The organism is Massilia scottii (genome assembly GCF_030846495.1).
Taxonomy (GTDB): Bacteria; Pseudomonadota; Gammaproteobacteria; order Burkholderiales; family Burkholderiaceae_D; genus Telluria_A; species Telluria_A violaceinigra.
Map to the genome: position 1 here is coordinate 62,337 of NZ_JAVCWM010000015.1, position 19,383 is coordinate 81,719.

The 19,383-nt window shown below is 63.6% G+C and carries 18 protein-coding genes and 2 tRNA genes; 10 read left to right on the forward strand and 10 right to left on the reverse strand.

Annotated features, from left to right (window positions below; genetic code table 11):
* The first annotated feature begins 58 nt into the window (after nt 1–58).
* The 4 genes from RBA41_RS20765 to recQ all read left to right on the forward strand — a co-directional run bounded on the left by RBA41_RS20765 (nt 59) and on the right by recQ (nt 4,414).
* Nucleotides 59–802 (forward strand): SDR family oxidoreductase, encoded by a 744-nt coding sequence (locus tag RBA41_RS20765; protein ID WP_306626158.1) that lies wholly within the window; start codon nt 59–61, stop codon nt 800–802.
* Nucleotides 803–857: 55 nt separating this feature from the next.
* Nucleotides 858–1,619 (forward strand): YoaK family protein, encoded by a 762-nt coding sequence (locus tag RBA41_RS20770; protein WP_306626159.1) that lies wholly within the window; start codon nt 858–860, stop codon nt 1,617–1,619.
* 138 nt (nt 1,620–1,757) lie between these two features.
* Nucleotides 1,758–2,591 carry an undecaprenyl-diphosphate phosphatase gene (locus tag RBA41_RS20775; protein WP_306626280.1) on the forward strand — a complete coding sequence of 278 codons (834 nt, stop codon included), beginning with the start codon at nt 1,758–1,760 and terminating at the stop codon, nt 2,589–2,591.
* Nucleotides 2,591–4,414, forward strand: a complete 1,824-nt coding sequence (gene recQ, locus RBA41_RS20780; protein WP_306626160.1) for a DNA helicase RecQ — start codon at nt 2,591–2,593, stop codon at nt 4,412–4,414. Before RBA41_RS20775 ends, recQ begins: the two co-directional genes overlap by 1 nt.
* A gap of 3 nt (nt 4,415–4,417) precedes the next feature.
* Here the strand turns inward: recQ and RBA41_RS20785 are convergent, their stop codons facing one another.
* A complete protein-coding gene (locus RBA41_RS20785; RefSeq protein ID WP_306626161.1) occupies nt 4,418–5,305 on the reverse strand; it encodes a helix-turn-helix domain-containing protein in 888 nt (295 codons plus the stop codon).
* A gap of 101 nt (nt 5,306–5,406) precedes the next feature.
* Between RBA41_RS20785 and RBA41_RS20790 the strand changes: the two genes are divergently transcribed.
* Complete coding sequence (locus RBA41_RS20790; protein ID WP_306626162.1) at nt 5,407–6,336, forward strand: DMT family transporter; 930 nt, start codon at nt 5,407–5,409, stop codon at nt 6,334–6,336.
* Here RBA41_RS20790 and RBA41_RS20795 read toward each other — a convergent pair.
* From RBA41_RS20795 to RBA41_RS20810, 4 genes are all read right to left on the reverse strand, one after another.
* A complete protein-coding gene (locus RBA41_RS20795) occupies nt 6,260–7,435 on the reverse strand; it encodes a DUF418 domain-containing protein (RefSeq protein ID WP_306626163.1) in 1,176 nt (391 codons plus the stop codon). The two genes, RBA41_RS20790 and RBA41_RS20795, sit on opposite strands and share 77 nt — an antisense overlap.
* 162 nt (nt 7,436–7,597) lie before the next feature.
* A complete protein-coding gene (gene trmB / locus RBA41_RS20800) occupies nt 7,598–8,278 on the reverse strand; it encodes a tRNA (guanosine(46)-N7)-methyltransferase TrmB (protein WP_306626281.1) in 681 nt (226 codons plus the stop codon).
* Nucleotides 8,279–8,406: 128 nt separating this feature from the next.
* The gene (locus RBA41_RS20805; protein WP_099874847.1) at nt 8,407–8,820 is read right to left on the reverse strand and encodes a phage holin family protein; all 414 of its coding nucleotides are present in this window, start codon (nt 8,818–8,820) and stop codon (nt 8,407–8,409) included.
* 207 nt (nt 8,821–9,027) lie between these two features.
* On the reverse strand, nt 9,028–9,240 hold the full coding sequence (locus tag RBA41_RS20810; protein WP_167089216.1) for a helix-turn-helix transcriptional regulator: 213 nt from the start codon (nt 9,238–9,240) through the stop codon (nt 9,028–9,030).
* Nucleotides 9,241–9,328: 88 nt separating this feature from the next.
* Here RBA41_RS20810 and RBA41_RS20815 point away from each other — a divergent pair, with 88 nt between their 5' ends.
* The 4 genes from RBA41_RS20815 (at nt 9,329) to RBA41_RS20830 (ending at nt 11,659) form a co-directional block, all read left to right on the forward strand.
* Nucleotides 9,329–10,036, forward strand: coding sequence for a LexA family transcriptional regulator (locus RBA41_RS20815; RefSeq protein ID WP_306626164.1), 708 nt, complete (start codon nt 9,329–9,331; stop codon nt 10,034–10,036).
* A 92-nt stretch (nt 10,037–10,128) separates the two neighbouring features.
* Nucleotides 10,129–10,860 (forward strand): hypothetical protein, encoded by a 732-nt coding sequence (locus tag RBA41_RS20820; RefSeq protein WP_306626165.1) that lies wholly within the window; start codon nt 10,129–10,131, stop codon nt 10,858–10,860.
* A complete protein-coding gene (locus tag RBA41_RS20825) occupies nt 10,857–11,387 on the forward strand; it encodes a type II toxin-antitoxin system VapC family toxin (protein WP_306626166.1) in 531 nt (176 codons plus the stop codon). Before RBA41_RS20820 ends, RBA41_RS20825 begins: the two co-directional genes overlap by 4 nt.
* Nucleotides 11,384–11,659: a hypothetical protein gene (locus RBA41_RS20830; RefSeq protein WP_306626167.1), complete on the forward strand. Its 276-nt coding sequence runs from the start codon at nt 11,384–11,386 to the stop codon at nt 11,657–11,659. The genes RBA41_RS20825 and RBA41_RS20830 overlap by 4 nt, the downstream gene beginning before the upstream one ends.
* Before the next feature lie 401 nt (nt 11,660–12,060).
* On the opposite strand, the gene RBA41_RS20835 is transcribed toward RBA41_RS20830, so the two are convergent.
* Both RBA41_RS20835 and RBA41_RS20840 read right to left on the reverse strand, forming a co-directional pair.
* Nucleotides 12,061–12,134: transfer RNA gene (locus tag RBA41_RS20835), tRNA-Gly, on the reverse strand.
* A 272-nt stretch (nt 12,135–12,406) separates the two neighbouring features.
* Nucleotides 12,407–12,482: transfer RNA gene (locus tag RBA41_RS20840), tRNA-Arg, on the reverse strand.
* Between the two features lie 284 nt (nt 12,483–12,766).
* Between RBA41_RS20840 and RBA41_RS20845 the strand changes: the two genes are divergently transcribed.
* The gene (locus RBA41_RS20845) at nt 12,767–13,891 is read left to right on the forward strand and encodes a hypothetical protein (protein ID WP_306626168.1); all 1,125 of its coding nucleotides are present in this window, start codon (nt 12,767–12,769) and stop codon (nt 13,889–13,891) included.
* A gap of 27 nt (nt 13,892–13,918) precedes the next feature.
* Here RBA41_RS20845 and RBA41_RS20850 read toward each other — a convergent pair whose 3' ends face one another.
* From RBA41_RS20850 to RBA41_RS20860, 3 genes are all read right to left on the reverse strand, one after another.
* Nucleotides 13,919–15,397 (reverse strand): UdgX family uracil-DNA binding protein, encoded by a 1,479-nt coding sequence (locus RBA41_RS20850; RefSeq protein WP_306626169.1) that lies wholly within the window; start codon nt 15,395–15,397, stop codon nt 13,919–13,921.
* Nucleotides 15,373–16,605, reverse strand: coding sequence for a putative DNA modification/repair radical SAM protein (locus RBA41_RS20855; protein WP_306626282.1), 1,233 nt, complete (start codon nt 16,603–16,605; stop codon nt 15,373–15,375). The genes RBA41_RS20850 and RBA41_RS20855 overlap by 25 nt, the downstream gene beginning before the upstream one ends.
* A 205-nt stretch (nt 16,606–16,810) precedes the next feature.
* Nucleotides 16,811–19,057 (reverse strand): putative bifunctional diguanylate cyclase/phosphodiesterase, encoded by a 2,247-nt coding sequence (locus RBA41_RS20860; RefSeq protein ID WP_306626170.1) that lies wholly within the window; start codon nt 19,055–19,057, stop codon nt 16,811–16,813.
* Between the last annotated feature and the right edge of the window lie 326 nt (nt 19,058–19,383).

Consider the following 19,383-nt stretch of genomic DNA (forward strand, 5'->3'; position numbering starts at 1 on the left):
CCCGTCCGGCGGACGGCGGCTACAGTGCCTGTACTGCCAACCACCCACAGGAGTTCCCATGAAAACGATCCTCATTACCGGATGCTCGTCCGGCTTCGGCCTCGAGACCGCGCGCTACTTCCTCGAACGCGACTGGAACGTCATCGCCACCATGCGCACGCCGCGTGCCGACGTGCTGCCGCCGTCCGGGCGCCTGCGCATCATCGCCCTCGACATCGCCGATGCGCACAGCATCGCGCAAGCCATCGGCGCCGCAGGCCCGATCGACGTTCTGGTTAACAATGCGGGCATCGGCGTGCTGGCCGCCCTCGAAGGCACAACGATGACCACCGCGCGCGAAGTCTTCGACACCAACACCCTCGGCACGATCGCGATGACGCAGGCGGTGCTGCCGCAGTTCAGGCAGCGCAAGGCCGGCGTGATCGTCAACGTCACCTCGAGCGTGACCTATGAACCGCTGCCGCTGCTATCGGTGTACACGGCCAGCAAGGCCGCGGTGAACGCGTTTACCGAGTCGCTTGCGCTGGAACTGGCACCATTTAATGTACGCGCGCGGCTGGTGCTGCCGGGACGCGCACCGGAAACCCGCTTCGGCGAAAATGCCCGTCCCCGCATGGAAGGCGCGATCCCCGAAGCCTATGCCGAACTGGCGCAGCGGGTTTTCGCGGGATGGAGCGAGTCGCCAGCGGTCACGCTCGCGCAGGACGTGGCCGAAGCCGTGTGGCGCGCGGCCACCGACCCCGCAACGCCGATGCAGATTGCGGCCGGCGCCGACGCGCTGGCCTTGGCCGGATCCCGCTAAACGGCGGCGCGGGCCGCGTTACAATGCATGACCGGCCCCCGAGAAAGCACCGCCCATGCCCGTCAACTACGCCAGAAGGCTCACCGCGGCAAGCCGCTCCAGCAACGCCAATGCGCACCTGGGCTACATGCTGGCATTCGTGGCCGGCGCCATCAACGCCGGCGGCTTCCTGGCGGTGCAGCGCTACACCTCGCACATGACCGGCGTGGTTTCGGGCATGGCCGACGACCTGGTGCTGGGCGCGCACGCGCTGGTGCTGACCGGCCTCGGAGCGCTGCTCGCGTTCATGTCCGGCGCGGCCTGCACCGCGATCATGGTCAATTACGGCCGGCGCCGCGCGCTCCACGGCGAATATGCGCTGCCCTTGATGCTCGAATCGGTCCTGCTGCTTTGCTTTGGCCTGCTCGGCGCGCGCCTGGCCGATATCGACGGCCTGTTTGCATCGGTGACGGTGATGCTGCTCAGTTTTATCATGGGACTGCAGAATGCCCTCATCACCAAACTGTCGCGCGCCGAGATCCGTACCACGCACATCACCGGGATCGTCACCGACATCGGCATTGAACTGGGCAAGATGATGTACCTCAACCGCCCGGCGCCTGCCCAGGCCGGGCTGGCGCCGGTGGCGAGCGACCGCAAACGCCTCAAGCTGCTGTCCACGCTGGCCGCCTGCTTTTTTCTCGGCGGCGTGGCCGGCGCCTTCGGTTTCAGCCGCCTCGGCTACGTGGCGACGGTGCCGCTGGCGCTGGCACTGATGACCCTGGCCATCCTGCCACTGCTGGACGACGTTAAAAATATTGCAACAAGAAAACAATAGCCCGACCCGTCACGAAAAACAGCGCTACATATGCGGCTGGATCAGAGGCCGGAGGCGTGCTCGTGGTAAGCTTCGACCCCGCACCGTGCCGTCATCCGGTCCGACTTCCCCGATAACAATACAAACTGCTTCATGGACATAACTCTCGCTCTCGCACTAAAAGCCATCATCATGGGTCTGGTGGAAGGCTTCACCGAATTTCTCCCGATTTCCTCGACCGGCCACCTGATCCTCGCGGGCAGCCTGCTCGACTTCACCGACGAGAAAGCGAAAGTGTTCGAGATCGTCATCCAGGCCGGCGCCATCATGGCGGTGTGCTGGGAATACCGCGTGCGCATCGCCTCGGTGATGAGCGGGCTGACGTCCGACCCGAAGGCGCAGAAGTTCATGCTCAACCTGATCGTCGCCTTCCTGCCGCTCGCGCTGCTCGGCCTTTTGCTGGGCAAGATGATCAAGTCGGCCCTGTTCAAGCCCGTGCCGGTGGCGCTGGCCTTCATCATCGGCGGCATCATCATCTTGTGGGTGGAGCGCCGCAACAAGCTCAATCCTCCGGTGGTGCGCGTTGAAACGGTCGACGACATGACGCTGCTCGACGCCTTCAAGGTCGGCTGCGCCCAGGCCGTGGCGCTCATTCCCGGCACCAGCCGCTCGGGCGCGACCATCATCGGCGCGATGATGTTCGGCCTGCCGCGCAAGGCCGCGACCGAATTCTCGTTCTTCCTCGCGATCCCGACCCTGCTGCTGGCCACCGTGTATTCGCTGATCAAGGAACGCGATGTGCTGTCGATGGCCGACGTGCCGATGTTCGGCATCGGCTCGATCGCGGCCTTCATCTCGGCCTTCCTGTGCGTGCGCTGGCTGCTGCGCTACATCAGCACCCATGACTTCACCGTGTTCGCCTGGTACCGCATTGTATTCGGCATCGTGGTGCTGGCCAGCTCGCACTACGGATGGGTCGTTTGGGCGGAATAATGGATCCAGGTCTCTCAGCGCGCGCGCTCGACCAGCTGCAAACGGTCTTCGGCTACCCGGCGTTTCGCGGACAGCAGAAGGAGATCGTCGAACACGTCGCCAGCGGCGGCGACGCGCTGGTGCTCATGCCGACCGGCGGCGGCAAGTCGCTGTGCTACCAGATTCCCGCGCTGCTGCGCGACGGCGTCGGCGTGGTGGTCTCGCCCCTGATCGCGCTGATGCAGGACCAGGTTGACGCATTGGCCGAAGTCGGCGTGCGCGCCGCGTTCTTGAATTCGACCCAGACGTACGAAGAATCGATGCGCATCGAACGCCTGGTGCGCACCGGCGAGATCGACCTGGTGTACGTGGCGCCCGAGCGCCTGATGACGCAGCGCTGCCTGGACCTGTTCCAGGCCTCGAGAATCGCGCTGTTCGCCATCGACGAGGCGCACTGCGTATCGCAGTGGGGGCACGACTTCCGCCCCGAGTACATCAAGCTGTCGATCCTGCACGAGCAATTCCCGGACGTGCCGCGCATTGCGCTCACCGCCACCGCCGACCAGCAGACCCGCGCCGAAATCGCGCTGCGCCTGCAACTGGGCGATGCGCGCCAGTTCGTGTCCTCGTTCGACCGCCCGAACATCCGCTACCAGATCGTCGAGAAGGGTAACGGACGCAAGCAGCTGCTCGACTTCATCACCACCGAGCATGGCAGCGACGCCGGCATCGTGTACTGCCTGTCGCGTAAAAAAGTCGAAGAAACCGCCGACTTCCTGAACGAGAACGGCATCCGCGCCCTGCCCTACCACGCCGGCATGGACTACCCCAAGCGCAGCGCCAACCAGGCGCGCTTCCTGCGCGAGGAGAGCATTGTCATGGTCGCGACCATCGCCTTCGGCATGGGCATCGACAAGCCGGACGTGCGTTTTGTGTGCCACCTGGATCTGCCGAAAAGCATCGAGGGCTACTACCAGGAGACCGGACGCGCGGGCCGTGACGGCATGCCGGCCAGCGCCTGGATGGCGTATGGCTTGCAGGACGTGGTGCTGCAGCGGCGCATGATCGACGAGTCGGAAGCCGACGAAACCTTCAAGCGCGTGCTGTCGATGAAACTCGACGCCATGCTGGGCCTGTGCGAGACGCTCAGCTGCCGGCGCGTGCGCCTGCTCGAATACTTCGGCGAGCAATCCACCCCGTGCGGCAATTGCGATACCTGCCTGATTCCGCCGGTGTCGTTCGACGGCACGGTGCCGGTGCAAAAGCTGCTGTCGGCGATTTACCGGGTCGACCAGCGCTTCGCGGCCGGCCATGTGATCGACGTGCTGCGCGGGGTCGAGACGGACCGCATCAAGCAGTGGCACCACGATTCGCTGTCGGTGTACGGCATCGGCAGCGAACGCACCGAAGCCGAGTGGCGCGCCATCCTGCGCCAGGCCATCGCGCTCGGCCTGATCACGGTCGACCACGAAGTTTACAGCTCGCTCAAGCTGACCGACGCCGCGCGCCCGGTGCTCAAGGGCGGCCAGAAGGTGCAGCTGCGCCAGTACCAGAAGCCGGTCAAGCAGAAGCGCGCGCCGTCCGCCTCGTCCAAGGGGCATGTGGAGATGGACCTGTCCAAATCGGAACAGGCGATCTTCGAGAAGCTGCGCTGGTGGCGGGTCGAAACCGCGCGCGCGCACAATGTGCCGGCCTACGTGATTTTTGTCGACGCCACCCTGCGCGAAATCGCCAAGGCCAAACCCACCTCGCTGCAGGAACTGCGCGGGGTGACCGGCGTGGGCGAGAAAAAACTGGTCTCTTACGGCGACGAGATCGTCGCCATCATCATGGAGATGAGCTAAGGCTCATCCCGCCAGCGCCTGGCGGTAACGCCCGGGCGGGGCCCCCACCGCCTTGCTGAAACGATGGCTGAAGTGGCTCAGGTCCGCGTAGCCGCAGGCGGCGGCAATCTGCTGCAAGGGCAGCTTGCCGGCCTTGAGCAGGGCGCGTGCGCGTTCGATACGGCGCTGCGCCACCCAGCTTGAGGGCGGCATCCCGAACGAAACGCGGAACATGCGCGCCAGATGAAACTCCGACATGCACGCCAGCTGCGCCAGTTCGCCCAGGGTTACCGGCTGCGCCAGGTGCTGCTCGATATAGTCGGCCAGGCGGCGCCTGACCAGCGGTGCCAGGCCGCCGCGCAGGCGCAGGTCGCGCCGCACGATGGCCTGCGAACGAAGCAGTTCGCTCAGCGCCTCGTGGGTGATCTCGTTGGCGCGCAGGAGCTGGCCCGTATCGTCCCAGGACTGCCCCACCAGCGCCTCGCACAGCTGCACGATACGGGGGTTTTCAAAGTAAGTGCGGTCGGCCAGGGTCAGCTCGCGCGGTTCGCGGTCCAGTTCCGCCACGGCGCGCCGCGTGAAGTGCTCGGGCATGAAGTAGACATGCAGCATGTGCACATGGCCGCGCACCACCCATTGCGACTCGTGCCAGTCGGGCATGGAGCAGAGCTGCTGCGGCGCCCCGTAACGCCCCGGCACGCCGGCGCGCTCGGTACGGTAGCCGCCGCCCAGGTAGCACGACAGGGTGTGGTGGCCCGGCTGCACATAGCTGGTGAACTCCTCCACGGTTTCGCGCTTCCAAATCGCCGCAGCCAAGCCGTCGCCCAGCCACGCGAAGCGTTCGAGCGTGGCATTGGTGCCGCTCATGGTGTTGAAGACGGCGTGCGATATGAGCGGTGGGCGTGAGTGCATGCTGAAAAGTCTAGCATGGCATGCCCGCCGCTGCCGGCGGCCGGCCCAAAGTGCGCAAGATCAGACAAGCCGCACCAGGCATGCCGGTTCAAGATGGGGCCATGAATATCTTCCTCTACTTTCTCACCGTCGCGATCTGGGGTACCACCTGGATCGCCATTACCTTTCAACTCGGCGTGGTGCCGGCGCCGGTATCGATCGCCTACCGCTTCTGGATCGCCAGCGCGGTGCTGATGCTGTTCTTGATCGCCGCGCGCAAACCCATCTGGCCGCCGCGCAGCGCCTGGCGCTATCTGCTGGCCCAGGGTTTCGCCCTGTTCTGCTGTAATTTCCTGTGCTTCTATTACGCCAGCCAATGGGTGCCGAGCGGGCTGGTGGCGGTGGTGTTTTCGACCGCGCCGATCTGGAATGCGATCAATGGCCGCCTGTTCATGGGACGCCCGATCCGGCGCCAGGTGGTGGGCGGCGCGCTGCTCGGTCTTTGCGGCATCGCCCTGCTGTTCCTGCCGCAGATGCGCGGACACTGGAACGACAGCGGCATGCTGCTCGGCCTCGGCCTGGCGCTGCTGGGCACCGTGTGCTTCTCGACCGGGAACCTGCTGTCCTCGCGCATGCAGGCACTCGGCCTGACGCCGTGGCTGACCAATACCTGGGCCATGCTGATCGGCGCCACCATTCTCGGTTGCGGCGCGTGGCTGCTCAACATGCCCTTCGCGCTCGAACCGACCATGCGCTACGCCGCCTCGCTGCTGTACCTGGCCATTCCCGGCTCGGTGGTCGGGTTTACCGCCTACCTGCTGCTGGTCGGGCGCATCGGCCCTGACCGCGCGGCCTATTCGACGGTGCTGTTCCCGGTGGTGGCGCTGAGCGTGTCGACGGTGCTCGAGGGTTACCAGTGGAGCGCCCTCGCTGTTGGCGGCCAGCTGCTGGTCCTGGGCGGGAACGTGCTGGCGTTCATGCCGGCTGGCGCGCGCTTATCCAGGTCGCCCGGTGCCACAACCGCTCCAGCGGGCCCTGTGCGTGGCGCCTGAGCCACCATGCGCAAAACGCGCACTGCAGCGCCGCCAGCACCACGCCGATCAGCAGGCACACTGTGGCGCCGGTGACCTTGTACAGGCCAAGGCCGAAACCGTAGTAGATGAAGGAGCCGATGATCGACTGGGTGAAGTAGCTGGTCAGGCTCATTCGTCCCAGGGGCGCCAGCACGCGCAGTGCGCGCGTGAAGGCGCCACGCTGATACAGCAGCACGAAGCACGCCACCAGCACCAGCATGAACGCCACGTTCGACCATGAGGCGATGATGGTGCCCAGCGGGCGGCGCACGGCGGCGCTGGCGACCAGGTCGGGCAGCATGGTCTTGATCGCGAACAGGGGAATGAACAGCAGCGCGGCGCCGGCGAGGGTGCGGCGCCAGAAGCGCAGGCTTGCCGGCACGGCCTCGAACAGAGCGCGGCGCCCGGCCAGCATGCCGAGCATGAACAGCGACATGATCTGGAATACGCGCCCGTTTTCCCAGCTCCAGTGAATCACCGCCAGCTTGCCGTTGGTGAGGTTGCCGGCCCAGACGCGCAGGAGCGAGTCGCCCGTCAGGTATGCATTCATGCGAGCGAAATACTGCCACGAGACCGGGTCGCCGATCTTCGCGTCCGGATGGCGCATGGCGTCGCCCAGCACCAGCCATGCGTGCGGCTGCAGCATCAGGGCGGCGGCCAGCGCCAGCACCACGCCATCGCGCATGCGCGCCACCGGCAGCAGGCACAGGCCGATGACGGCATAGATGGTCAGGATGTCGCCGTGGTAGAACATCGAGTTGAGCAAGCCGAAGCCGAACAGGATCAGGAGGCGCCAGCCGTAGCGGGCGCGGAAATCCTCGCCACGCCCGGCGCGGCGCTGCGCCTGCAAGTGGAAGGTCAGGCCGAACAGCAGTGCGAAGATGGCGTACGATTTGCCGCCGAACAGGAAGAAGGCGCACTCCCAGATGATCTTGTCGATGACAACCAGCCAGGCCGGGAGATCGGGTACGACGTAGTACAGGTCGAAGTGCTCGATGTTATGGAGCAGCATGATCGAGACGATGGCAAAGCCACGCAATGCGTCGACCACGTCCAGGCGGGGTGCCGTTGAACCCATCGTATTAACTCCTCGTGAAGAAGCGTACCAAGAAGTCGCATTCTAATTGGAAACGCTACCACTTTGGAAAAAAATACGTGGCGATGCAGCCTGCATGGCCGCGTCGCCCAAGGCCAGCCCAAGGTCGGCCCAAGGTCGGCCCAAGGTCGGCCCAAGGTCGGCTTATTTTTTGGTGAACACCAGGTCCCAGACGCCGTGACCGAGCTTGATGCCGCGGTTTTCGAACTTGGTCAGGGGACGGTAGGCCGGCTGCGGCGCGTAGCCTTCGGCCGTGTTTTGCAGCAGCGGCTCGGCGCCGAGCACCTCGAGCATCTGGACCGCGTAGTCTTCCCAGTCGGTGGCGCAGTGCAGGTAGCCGCCCGGCGCGAGGCGCTCGGCCAGCAGCTTGACGAACGGCGGCTGCAGCAGGCGGCGCTTGTTGTGGCGCGCCTTGTGCCACGGGTCGGGAAAGAACACGTGCACGCCGGCCAGCGAGGCCGGAGGAATCATCTGGTTGAGCACTTCGACCGCATCGTGCTGGATCAGGCGCAAATTGGTCAGGTCCTGTTCGCCGATCTGCTTGAGCAGGCTGCCCACGCCGGGCGTGTGCACTTCGACGCCGATGAAGTCCTTCTCCGGCATGCCCTTGGCGATGTGCGAGGTGGTGTCGCCCATGCCGAAGCCGATTTCGAGGATCACCGGCGCACGGCGGCCGAAGGCTTGTTCAAAGTCGAGCGGCGCCTTGGCGTAGTCGACCAGGAACTTCGGTCCCAGCTCTTCCAGCGCGCGCGCCTGGGCGATCGACAGGCGGCCGGCGCGCGTGACGAAACTGCGAATCCGGTGTTCGGTCGGGTCGTACAACATCGGGCGGTTCGGGGTATCTGCGGACATGGGGATGGATGAGGAAAAAAAGGCAGGACGACATTATATCGTACGGCGCCCCCGTGCCGGCGGCAGGCGCCGGCAGCGGGTAGCAGGAGGCGCCAGGACGGCTAGTCCTGCTTGCCGTCGAGGCGCTCCATGCGCGAGATGCCGGCCGACAGGTAGCGTTCCAGCACGCGCGAGCCGCCATAGGCGGCAATGGTGATGCAGCCCGGTTGCAGCAGGAGCGGAATTTCCTGCCACGCGCACAGCGAGTACGTTACCAGGCCGGCCACCAGGGAGATCAGGATATCCTTGGCGATCTCCAGCGGCAGCGACTTGATCACCACATCGGGACTGGCGATCTTTTGCAGCGTGCCGGCGGCGCCGCCGACCAGCGACAGCGTGACGGCGACGGCGACGCCATCGAGCGGGATGCTCGACAGGTCGCTGGCGAAGTTGGTGGCGGCGATTGCACTGGTGTCCCATGAGGAGAGCAGCCAGGTCCAGCAAAGCCGGGGTTTCAGGTGTAGAAAGGTGCGCATAGAACCTCCTTGAAGCGCTGGTGGGCATCGAAGAGCGTCAGCGCCACCAGGGCTCCGGCGTTCCAAAAAATCGTTGATCAGGCGGCGCGCGGCGCGGCTGGCGCATGCCGGTGGCGCAACGGCGCGCCGGACAGGGTGCGGACGTGACTGTCCCGGTGCGGCGGACAGGCCGCCGGCAATATTGGTCTTGCTCATGTGTGCCTCAGGTCAGGTCAACGGTCCGCTTGCGCGGGCGAGAGGGCATTTCAGCGCGTGCAGGGCGCAAATGGCGTGAAAGGTGGCGATTTTGCAGTCCGCCTGGCCATTCAGGATGCGGCTGACAGTTGGCTGGGTGGTCCCCAGCGCCGTCGCCATGCGCATCTCCGTCCACCCGGTTGCGTCCTTGATTTCCCGTAACAGGGTGGAGATGTCTTTTTCCATGAACACAGTCTATACGCGCTCGGATAGATTTTCAACAAGAGCACGCTACGGTTTTGAAAAAATCTATTCGTACGTGTATAATTGGTTCATGACTATTTCAGACCGCCTGACACACGCGATGGAAGAAGCCGGTTTCCAGTCGCAGAGCGCCCTGTCGCGTGCCTCCGGCGTGCCGCAGCCGACCATCAACCGCATCATCAACCGCAGCGGCACGCGCGGCCCGGAAGCGGCCACCCTGGCGGCGCTGGCGTCGGCCTGCAAGGTGGCGTTCGAATGGCTGCACGAAGGCACGGGACCGATGGCGCGCCGTGCCGCCGGGGCCGATGGCCTTCCCGGGGAGATGCAGCCGGTCATCGTGGCCGAAGATGGCGACCCGCGCTTTGTGCAGATCAAGATGGTGACGCTGCGCCTGTCGGCCGGCATCAGCGGTTTTCAGACCGATCCCGGGCACGATACCGGGTCCACCCTGCCGCTCGACGCCGGCTGGGTTGGGCGCAACAACTATATTCCGGAACGTCTGGTGGCCACGCGCGTCAAAGGCCAGAGCATGGAGCCCACCTTGTACGAGGGCGACATCATCGTGATCAATACGGCCGACAACCGGCCGGTCGATGGTGCGGTGTTCGCCGTCAATTACGAGGGTGAGGCGGTGGTCAAGCGGCTCTCGCGCGATGCGGGCGAATGGTGGCTGGAGTCCGACAATTCCGACAAGCGCAAGTACCACCGCAAGGTGTGCCGGGGCAGCGACTGCATCATCGTGGGGCGCGTGGTGCGCAAGGAGAGCGACCGGATCTGACGCATCTGACGCATCTGACGCATCTGACGCATCTGATTATCGCAAGCGTATCGAGACGAGTGCCGCTATACTCGGAGAAGGCGAGGAATCCCATGGAATCCAAAGAAAAGATTACGTTCAGCATCGACAGCCGCACGCCGGACACGCTTCCGATGAGCCGGCTGGCCGAGTATTTGTCAGCGCTGTCAACGCTGTATGGGAGTGACGACTACGTTCATTTCGATGTGGTCGAAAAGGGTAGCGCCCTGCTGCAAGTGTGGGTTGATGAGCCGGCGATGACGACGGTGATGACGCAACTGGCATCCGTCGATGCGGGCACGGCAGCGGCCTCTATCCATAAGGCATATAACCAGCTCGACTGCTTGCTGCGCGAAGACAAGGCGGTCGGCGCGGTTCACGTGCACGGCGGTGTCGTCCTTGCTTTTCCCGGAAGAAACCGCAAAATTGTTGAAACGGTGTCGATTACCAAACCTACCACAATCGATGGCACGGTGATTAAAATTGGTGGCCGCGACTCGTCGATTCCTGTGACACTGAACGATCTGGAAGGACAGGTCGTGCGTTGTCAGATCCGCGGCGCCGCCAACGCGAAAAAACTGTCGCGCCATTATCTGGAAGCACCCATCCGGGTGCATGGCAGTGGTCGATGGACACGTGGACAAGATGGGAAGTGGATCCTGGACATTCTTGACATCGATAGTTGGGAACTATTGGATCAGAGCTCCCCTGAAGACCTGCTTTCTGTCCTTGCGTCTCCGGACAACGGTTGGGCTCAAATGAGTAATCCCCAAGCCGAATGGCGGAAACTGCGAGGACTCGATTGATACTGTTCGATGCCAACGTCCTTGTTGAACTATCCCGGCTGGAAACTTCGGAAACGAAGGAGCGGATTCAGGGTCTCCTTTCTGAACTAAGCATTAGCAAAACAGTAATTGGCATCCCGGCCCCCGCGTGGGCAGAATATTTGTGCGGCAGCGACGCCTCGGCCAGCGTTTTTTCCACCGCGTTTCGTTCGCGCGCCTATGTCCAGATTCTTCCCTTCGATGATATCAGCGCCTATGAAGCGGCACTGCTTCACCAGGAAATCGTTGGCGCCACAGGCACGAAGAAGGGCCGATCCACGCTTGCATGGCAACAAGTCAAAATCGATCGGCAGATATTGGCGATCGCGCGTCAGTATCGCGTCAGCGCGATTTATACGAACGACGACGACATGATCGCGGATGCACAAATCCTGAAGATCCCCTGTTTCCGCCCGCACGAAGTGCAGCTCAAACCCGTGCAAAGAATACTCGACCTGCATGCTGCACCCGAAGGTTCTCAGGTCCGCCGCGACCCGGGCGAGCGATGAAATCGGCCTGCATCACCGTGGGCGGCGCCGAACTGGCAATCGTGCTGGTCGATTCGGCCGATACGCTGCCGGAGCGCGGAGCGGCACTGCTGGTGCGCCTGCAGCCGTATTTTCCGGCCTTGCCGATCATGCTGGTGTCGATCGAGAACAATGGCTTTCGCGCATATGCCACGTTCCAGACCAGTGAGCTGCTCGCGCTCGTGCAGCTCGAACACGTGACCTTTGTCGATGTCAATGCCTTGCCGGAAGATACCGAAGCGCTCCCGTTCTAGGCTGTTGCTGGTGTATCCGAACGGCGGTTGACAACGATCCGGCAAGGACGAGGTTTATGCACAGATGGATGATTGTCAACCCGCCTGCAACAGGATGTGACTCGTTCTGGTGATTGAGATAGCGCCTGGATGCTTTGCAATTGAGGGCCTTTGAAATGCTCCAGAATCTTGAGCGATACGCGGTCGCCTTGAGCGGAGTGCATGCCGCTGCAGGACCGGCCGCAGCGCAAGCGCCATTATGAAATAGCAAAATGCGGCGATTCTGTTCATTGAAACCCTAGAAGATGCACAGTGAAATGCATGCGCTCACGCCTGCCATGCACAGCTTTAATGCAAGAGGTAAGAAGCGGGGGGCCTGGGGAAACTGAGTATCGGGAGCATGCGCAGGACAGGGATGTTACTGGAGCGGGTGAAGGGAATCGAACCCTCGTCGTAAGCTTGGGAAGCTTCTGCTCTACCATTGAGCTACACCCGCGTGCAGCCGTATTCTACGCGGGTTTTGGTGTTTTTGACAAATTTCAGCCACAGCGGGTGTGATGAAAACAGTGACGGCCGCTCATCCTGGCAAGGCCCGATGGTGGCCCTGATAGGCTGAGCAATCCAGGAATGCAGCGCATATGTTGACGTTGGCAGACCGAAACTGACTGGTCAAGGGAATGGAACTGCTCTGTGAAGAGCAGGTAGCCGGCCGGAGATGCGAGGGCCGCGGGACTGCAAAATGAAAGCGAAAAACGCTGATTGACTTATTGGTGCGGCTGGCGGGGATCGAACCCACAACCCTTGGCTTCGGAGGCCAATACTCTATCCATTGAGCTACAGCCGCATTTCTGGTCCGATTCGGACGCTTTGACGACCTGAACGGTCGCACGCATTATAGCTCCCGCCCGCCCCGTACCCAAGGGTTTTCGATCCGTTCGCCATCTTGCCCCCTGATCCACGGTTCACCATGGCGCCGCGCCCGGCGTCAATCGGTGTTCCGGATTGCAGACTGTCACTACGTTGATGCGGCAGAGGCCCGCGTCTTTGTCGGCCCACAAACTACAGTCGATCACATGCATCGACAATAGGCCGCTGGGCTGACGTCCGGGCCCTATGAAGGAGCGCAAAATGAATAGACGCTTTGCATCATTCCTCGACATGTCGCTGTGGATCAGCGCCTTGATGGCGCTCCTGTACCACGTCCGCTTCCTCATGTTGGTCGACTACAATGCCCTGACCGACAAGTCCCGTGTCGATCAGGTGTTTTATTTCCTCACCGGACTGGGGCACGAATCCTTTGCGGTGTTCTTCGTCATCAACGGCATTTTCGCCGGCCTGATCCTGCGAGACAAGCCGCGGGCGCAGGGAGAACTTGCCCTGCTGGGCCGCTGGTGGCGCTCGCACCTGGCGCTGTTGCCCCTGCTGGTCCTGGGCGGCCTGCTCGACCTGGCCGGCGCGCATTTTCTCAACGAGTCGGGCGTGTATTCGGACTTTCCCGACTTTAGTACGGTAACGCTGAGCTGGAGTGCCTTTTTCGGCAACCTGTTCATGCTGCAACCCGTGCTGGTGCCGACTTTCGGCAGCAACGGCATGCTGTACCTGTACGCCTTCTTGTGGTGGTCATGCTGCCTGCTGGTCTTGCTGCGGCATGCGTGGCGCAGCGGCAAACCGTGGAGCGTGGCGATGGGCGCCGCACTGCTGCTCGGCCTGGTGGTGTGGATGCCGCCGACATTCTGGCCCTGGCTGACGATCTGGATGCTGGGCGTGGGCGTCGGGCTGCACGGACCGTGGCAGCGGCCTCTCCTCCATCCGGTGGCGGCTTGGGCCTTGCTGGCTGCGGCCCTCCTGTTTTCGCGCCTGGCTGGTGCCCGCACCGATCTGCTGCCGGTGCCATGGGGACAGATGCTGATGCTCTGGAAGTACGTGCTCGTCGGCACAGGATTTGCCGCGGTTGCTGCCGTGCTCTACCGCAGCCCGATGCCCTCCAGGGTGGATGGGGCGGCGCCATCCTTCTTTGCCAGGCTGAACCGCCATCTGGCCGACAGCGCCAGCGTGGCCTTTCTGTTTCATTTTCCCTTGATGATGCTGGTCACCGCCGTCGGTGCCGACCTGTTCGGCCACCGCCTGATGCAGCAGCCGGGGCCGCTTTGTTATGTGCTCGTGGGATGCGTCGTTATCGCGTGTTATGCAGCCAGCCATGCGCTGATGCGTTGCGTCGGCGCCCATGCGGGCGGCGTGCGGCCGACGGCGTAACGGTCCGCACCTGGCACCAGCGCGTCATCAAGGTGCCGCTGGTGCCGCCAGTTCGCGCGCCTGGCGAAAGCCATCGACCATCACGCCGAACGCTTGCGTCTTCATGTCCTCGCCCGGCACGCGCAGGATGTAGGACGGGTGATACACCACCACCACCCAGCGCCCCTCGTGCATGAACGGTTTGCCCAGCACGTCCTTGAGCGTGGCGTGCGGATTGCCCGTCACCGCCTTGAGCGCGGTACTGCCCAGGGCAACGACGACCTCCGGCTGGACCTGCTCCAGCTCGCTGCCGAGCCAGTAGCTGCAGGCGTCGACCTCGCGCTGGGCCGGCGTCTTGTGCATGCGCCGCTTGCCGCGCGGCTCCCATTTGAAGTGCTTCACGGCATTGGTGAGGTAGATCGTGCGCCGGTCCAGCTCGGCCTTGGCCATGGCCCGGTCGAGCAGCTGCCCGGCCGGGCCGACGAACGGCAGGCCGGCCAGGTCTTCCTGGTCGCCCGGCTGCTCGCCCACCAGCATGATGCGCGCTTCGACCGGGCCGACGCCGCCGACCGCCTGGGTCGCGTTCTGCCACAATTCGCAGCGGCGGCACTGGTCGAGCGTGCTGGGCGCGTCGCGCTGCGGCTGGGCCTTGTCGGCACTGATGGGAATGACGGTGCCGCCGCGCTGCCCAACGCTGTGCGTCTGGCCCACCTTGCGCGCGCCGGCAGCGGCCTGCGACACCATCTCGGGCACCACCGCGCCCTCGGGCAGGTTCTTCCAGAAACGCGTGGGGATGTGGCCATGCATCAGGTCGGCGTTGAGGCGGGCCGGGTTGAAGATGCTGCGGTAGTACGTCAGCCACAGGGCTTCGCCGGCGTCGTCGATGTCTTCCGGCCCGCGCATCAGCGGGCCGGTGCTGTGCAGGGTGGCGCCATCCCACAGCACGCTGGCTTCGGGCGTGGCGATCATCCACGTGACCTTACCCATGCGGCTGGCGAAGTGGCGCGCCACCTGCGGCAGCACGTCGTGGGCCGGTTCGAACCAGGCGACGAAACGGGGCGGGCCGGCATCTTCGCGGCGCTCGCGGAAACGGATATATGCGTGCATGTCGTGCTCCTCGCGGTGCACCGCCTTGACCATGGCGTGCAGGCGGGCGCCATCTTCGTCGGCGGCCGAGAGCACGTCTTTTTCGCCCTGCTGCCAGCGCCACAGCACCAGGTATAAAAACGCCCAGCGGTTCGGCACGCGGCAGCAGGCCGCGCTTTGCAGCATGTCCATCAGCTGGCGCGGAATGCGCATGGTGGACTTGCTGTCCGTTTGGACAGCCTCCGGCGCCTGCGGTTCCGCGCCCTGCGAAAACAGATCGCCATCATCCTTGTGCGAAATCCACTGCACCGCGTGGGGCGGCACCTTGTGCGCCAGCAAGTCGCGCGCGGCGTGGCGCCACTGGTCGAAGGAATGGACCAGTACCGGACGCCCGGCCGCGGCGGACGCGGCCGCGCTTACGCCGCCTGCAATTCCGCCCATAAATCCAGCTGCCGTGGTGAATGCTCGGCCATCGAGCGGCGCAGTACCTCGGACGCGGTGGTGTCCGAGGCCGGACGGTAGTCGGCCGTGACGATGAAGGGCGCGATTTTTTTCATGCTGCAGCGCAGGCGGGTCAGGTCGGCGTAGCGGATGCGGCGCAGGCGGCGCAGCTCCACCAGGCGCTTGGCGTTGCGCAGGCCAATGCCGGGCACGCGCGCGATCATCGATTCCTCGGCCATGTTCAAGTCCATCGGGAAATGCTCGCGGTGCGCCAGGGCCCAGGCCAGCTTGGGATCGATGTCGAGCGCCAGGTTGCCGGCCGCCGGCAGCAGTTCGGCCGCGTTGAAGCCGTAGCTGCGCATGAGGAAGTCGGCCTGGTACAGCCGGTGCTCGCGCTGCATGGGCGGCGGCGCCAGCGGCACGCTGTCCGGGCTTTGCGGAATCGGGCTGAAGGCCGAATAGTAGACGCGCTTGAGCTTGTAGCTGCCGTACAGGGTTTCGGCCGTGTTCAGGATGGTCTGGTCGTCGCTGGCGTCGGCCCCGACGATCATCTGCGTGCTCTGCCCGGCCGGCGCGAACTTGGGCGCGCGCGGCTCCTCGGCCTTTTCGTCGAGCTTGCGGCGGATCGAACCCATCGCCAGCTTGATGGTATGCACGCTTTTTTCGGGCGCCAGGCGCGTGATGCTGCCCTCGGTCGGCAGTTCGATGTTGACGCTGAGGCGGTCGGCGTATTTGCCGGCGGCGGCGATCAGGGCGGCGTCGGCGTCGGGAATGGTCTTGAGGTGGATGTAGCCACGAAAATTGTGTACTTCACGCAACTGCCGCGCGATGGCCACCAATTGCTCCATGGTGTAGTCGGCCGACTGGATGATGCCGGAACTGAGGAACAGGCCATCGATATAGTTGCGCAGGTAAAAATCGACCGTCAGCTTGACCACTTCATCGACTGAAAAGCGTGCCCGCGGCACGTTGGAAGTGCGGCGGTTGACGCAATACTGGCAGTCGTAGACGCAGAAATTGGTCAGCAGGATCTTGAGCAGGGAGACGCAGCGCCCGTCCGGCGTGTAGCTGTGGCAAATGCCCATGCCATTGGTGGCGCCGATGCCATCCTTGCCCTCGGAAGTGCGCTTGGGCGCGCCGCTGCTGGCGCAGGAGGCATCGTATTTTGCGGCATCCGCGAGGATTTCCAGCTTGTCGGTCAGTTCCATGGGCTTGGCGCTCAACTGTATGCATATACAGTATATTACATCATTCCCACGGACGGGCGCACGCGGTATGCGCCGCCGGTCTGCAGATGATGACGCCGTGTTGCGGCGCCGCGCCAGTCCGCTCATGGGGAAGTGTTAATAATATTGCAAGTTAGCATTGTTGCCGCCACACAGCGACCGGCCCGCAGTCGCCGCAAGCCGGCAATCAGGCCCGCTTGGCCTTGGGCGTGGCCAGGGAAGCGGCCAGCTGCACTTCCTGCTCCTGCAGCACTTCCAGGAAGCTGCCCAGCGAGATCGGATGATGGAACAGGTAACCCTGCATGGTCAGGCAGCCGTTCGACTTGAGGTAGCGCGCCTGCACCTCGGTTTCCACGCCTTCGGCGATCAGGTGCAGGCCCAGGCCGCGCGCGATCGAAATGATCGCCAGGATGACCGGATAATGCCCTTGCTCGTCGTGGATTTCCTTCACAAACGACTGGTCGATCTTGATCGTGTGAATCGGGAAGCGGTGCAGGTAGGACAGCGACGAATACCCGGTGCCGAAATCGTCGATCGCCACCGACACCCCCAGCTGGCACAGTTTGTTCAACTGTTCGATCGCGTATTGCGGATTGCGGATGCAGATATTCTCGGTGATCTCGACCTCGATCTGCGCCGGCGAAATCCCGTAGCGCAGCAGCGCGCCGCGCATCTTCTCGAAAAAGTCGCCGCGGTCCAGGTATTGCGGCGACAAATTCAGCGACAGGCGGATCGCCTCGCCGCCGTTCTCGTTCCACACCAGCATATCGCGGCACAAGGCGTCGAGCATCCAGTCCGAAATCGGCAGCATCAGGCCATTGTCTTCGGCGAACGGCAGGAACTCGTTCGCGGTCAGCACGCCGCGCTGCGGATGGTTCCAGCGCATCAGCCCTTCGGCGCCGATGATGCGGCCGGTGATCACGTCGATCTGCGGCTGGTAGTACATTTCCAGCTCGTTCTGCTCGAGCGCCTTGCGCAGGCTCTGTTCCAGCGCGATCTTCTGGTGCGACACGTCGAGCATCGAGTTGTGATAAAAACTGTGGCCGTTCTTGCCCAGCGCCTTGACCTGGTACATGGCGATGTCGGCGTGGCGCAGCAGCTCGTCGATCGACTCGCCGTCGCCCGGATAGATCGCAATGCCGATACTGGCCGACACGTGCACCTGGTGCCCATCGAGGTCGAACGGCAGGTGCAGGCAGGTGAGGAATTTTTCGGCGATCGCCTTCGCTTCGCCGCGTCCCGCCAGTTCCGGCAGCACGATGGTGAATTCGTCGCCGCCCTGGCGTGCCAGGGTGTCGCCATCGCGCAGGCATTGCTTCAGGCGCAGCGCGACCTGCTGCAGCAGCTCGTCGCCCTTGACGTGGCCGAGCGTGTCGTTCACCAGCTTGAAGCGATCGAGGTCGATGAACATCACGGCCAGCTCGGTAAGCTTGCGCTTGGCCTGGATGATGGCCAAGCCGAGGCGGTCCTTGAACAGCATGCGGTTCGGCAGGTCGGTCAGGATGTCGTGGTAAGCCTGGTACGAAATGACTTCTTCGGCGCGCTTGCGGTCGGTGATATCGCGCGCCACGCCGTAGGTGCCGTAGAACTCGAGCTTCTTGACGTCGTGATCCGGCACATGCATGCCCATCGAATTGAGCGAGATCGTCATCAGGGTCGTGTTGAACGCCCGGTTCTGGCCGGCGCGCGCATGGCATTTGAGGCGCAGTTCGACATTGCGCGAAGCGCGCTCGTCGACCCGGCGCTCGTTGAAGGCGTAGCGCGCGCGCTCCAGGTCTTCATCGTGCACCAGGATTGTGTAGTGCTGGCCGATCAGGTCTTCGCGCGCAAAACCGAGCAACTGGAAGGCGCGGTCGTTGATGAAGGTGAAGCGGCCCTCGTGGTTGAGGGTGTAGATGATGTCGGGCGAGCTGTCGACCAGGTAGCGGTACAGCTTCTCGGAGTTTTCCAGCTGCGAGGCGATGCGCTCGTTGGCCATGGTCAGGCTGCGCTGCTGCAGCGCATTGCCGACCGTCTTGAGCATCTCTTCGCGGCTGTACGGCTTGCGCAGGTAATCGTAGGCGCCGCGCTTGAGGGCGCCGATGGCCGCCTCGATGCCGACGTCGCCGCTCATCACGATCACGTCGGCATCGATGTCGCGCTCGTTGATGAAGTCCATGATCTCGTGCCCGCTCATGTCGGGCAGGCGCAGGTCCAGCAGGACCAGGTCGAAGCGGCGCGCGCTCAGCTGCGCCAGCGCTTCGGCGCCGCTCTTGGCCGTTACCAGTTCGAAGCCGCGGTCGCGCAGCAGGTCGTGCAGGGCCGACAGCAGGCGCGGCTCGTCGTCGATCAGCAGGATGCGCGGCAGCGCGGGGATATCGGCCTCGCCGAAAGAGGCGGACGGCTCGGCGGCGGAAGCGGCCGGCGACAGTACGCTGGCAGGATTGTCGTTCATTGGAGCCTTAAACGGAATCCATCGTCCGCATCGGCAACGCGCACTTGCCCGGCTGGTACGGGAAACAGTGGTAGCAGGGCACGCTCTGGCCGCTTGCGAAGATCGTTGTCCGAATGCTGCATTGTGTCGAAAACTGCCGCCAAATGGTCGATGGTTGGAGGTGGCGCACTACGCAATGCGGCCACGACGAAAAAATCAGATTACGCCTGTCGCGCGCGAGGTTTGGGCAGCGTGTCAGGTTTTAAAAACGGCTATCTTAGCATATATGCACGAATGTTGACCGGTGGAACATTACCCAAGGCAAAAGTTTTATTGTTCAGTCCGCT